General features: G+C 43.5%; 2 protein-coding genes. One reads left to right on the top strand and one right to left on the bottom strand.

Going from position 1 to position 1,557, the window contains the following annotated elements; all coding sequences use genetic code 11:
• The coding region (locus QUB56_RS36870; RefSeq protein ID WP_332961298.1) for a tetratricopeptide repeat protein at window positions 1–284 on the bottom strand (284 nt) is incomplete at its 3' end.
• A 238-nt stretch (window positions 285–522) separates the two neighbouring features.
• Here QUB56_RS36870 and QUB56_RS36865 point away from each other — a divergent pair.
• Complete coding sequence (locus tag QUB56_RS36865; protein ID WP_332961297.1) at window positions 523–1,332, top strand: hypothetical protein; 810 nt, start codon at window positions 523–525, stop codon at window positions 1,330–1,332.
• The last annotated feature ends 225 nt before the right edge of the window (window positions 1,333–1,557 follow it).

Below are 1,557 nucleotides of genomic sequence, written 5' to 3'. Positions count from 1 at the left end.
AAAGTAGCAGCTTTCCCTCGAGCATCGCCAATCTGTTCCTTAAGTTCGAGAGATTGTTGATAAAATGCGATCGCCTTTGCTACATCCCCTTGAGTCGCATAAATTATAGCTAGACAGTGCAAAGTAGCAGCTTTTCCTGGAACATTCCCAATCTTTTCTTGAAGTTCGAGAGATTCTTGATAAAATGCGATCGCCTTGGCTACTTCCCCTTGATTGGCATAAATTATTGCTAAACAGATTAATGTGCGATCGGGCTGATGATCGATTCGATATTTTATTCTCATCTTCAGATACACGAGGATAAATTAAAGTCCCGAGCCGTGTTCCTGTGCGCTTTAACAAAAATTTTTCAATTGTCAAGTCCCACGCTCGAGCGACACTCACTTGAGTTAACTCTAATGAGTGTCACCAGAAAAAGCGACTGTTAACCAACCGCGACGGGCAGTTATTCATAGATATAGCAACGGAAAAACACAAACAAATTTTTCCGAGCCCAAAAAGTTAAATTACTCTGAAAACAACATGGAAATTTCCACCTTTGAAATCCTCACCGCACCAATCGCACCTGTGGTTGGCATCCCTCCAGCACTCATCCCAGTGGCTCGCCGAGTCGTTCAGGGATACTTTCTCACCATCTCCAATCTCGAAGCGATCAGCGTGCAATATCGGATTGAGTTTAAAATCAGCTTACCCGTGCCGGCAAATCCGAATAAAATCTTGCTCAACAACGCTGTCTTAATTGTTGACGTGGAAGGCGCTAACACCACTATACCTCTGACTCAGCAGCCGGCGAGACCTGAGGTATATCAAGGATTTTTCACAATACCCGCTCACAAAACTGCATCTGTTGAATTGTTGCCTAAACTGCCAGACGTTCTGACTCCAGGTTTGTTAGAAGTGCGCGGATATGTCTCACTATTTCCGCTCCATGGCCGAGTAATAAGGCCTCCATTCCTAAGACAAGTCAAGGTATTATTGAATCCCGAAATTCGCGGTACTTTCTTGCCGAATGGTTTCCCATCAGTACCTAATACTGCACTAGACTTCGATCAAATCAATTACACTTTGGCGATCGCCAGTGGAAAAGCCTTGAACGAAATTACTGTTGAACCAGGCCGACCAATCATCATCGATCCGCCAATTCTCGATCCGATTTTGGAACAGTTCCGCAACGGTACTTTGGACTTGCCTAGTTTGGGAGCCGACAATTCAGAAAAAGCTCTAATGCTAGTGCAACTGCTAGCCGAACTCGATGCCAGTCAGACCAATTTGAACGACCTAAATACAGTGATGGAGAAATTAGAGATTCCTGTTAGAATGTCTAGCATCTAGAACTGTTAAAGGGTAAGTAACTGTAGGGTGGGCAATGCCCACCTTAGGTTTACTTACGTTTAATTACGCCCACTTATACACTCACTGAGCTTTATTCAAATGTCGAACTCATTTAAATTTCAGCCGATTTCTTTTAGTTGGGTCGCTGTTCATCCGCAGCCCAAAGGTGTTGTTCAATTTATTGGTGGAACTTTTTTTGGTAGTTTGCCAACTTTGTTTTATCGA

Source organism: Microcoleus sp. AR_TQ3_B6, from assembly GCF_036702785.1.
In the GTDB taxonomy this organism is placed as follows: Bacteria; Cyanobacteriota; Cyanobacteriia; order Cyanobacteriales; family Microcoleaceae; genus Microcoleus.
Note: the sequence above shows the minus strand (reverse complement) of the source record. Positions and strands in the feature narration are given on the sequence as shown.

Bases quoted from the DNA above. Each gene is read 5' to 3' on its own strand.
- QUB56_RS36865 (WP_332961297.1), top strand. From the start codon at position 523: ATGGAAATTTCCACCTTTGAAATCCTCACCGCACCAATCGCACCTGTG.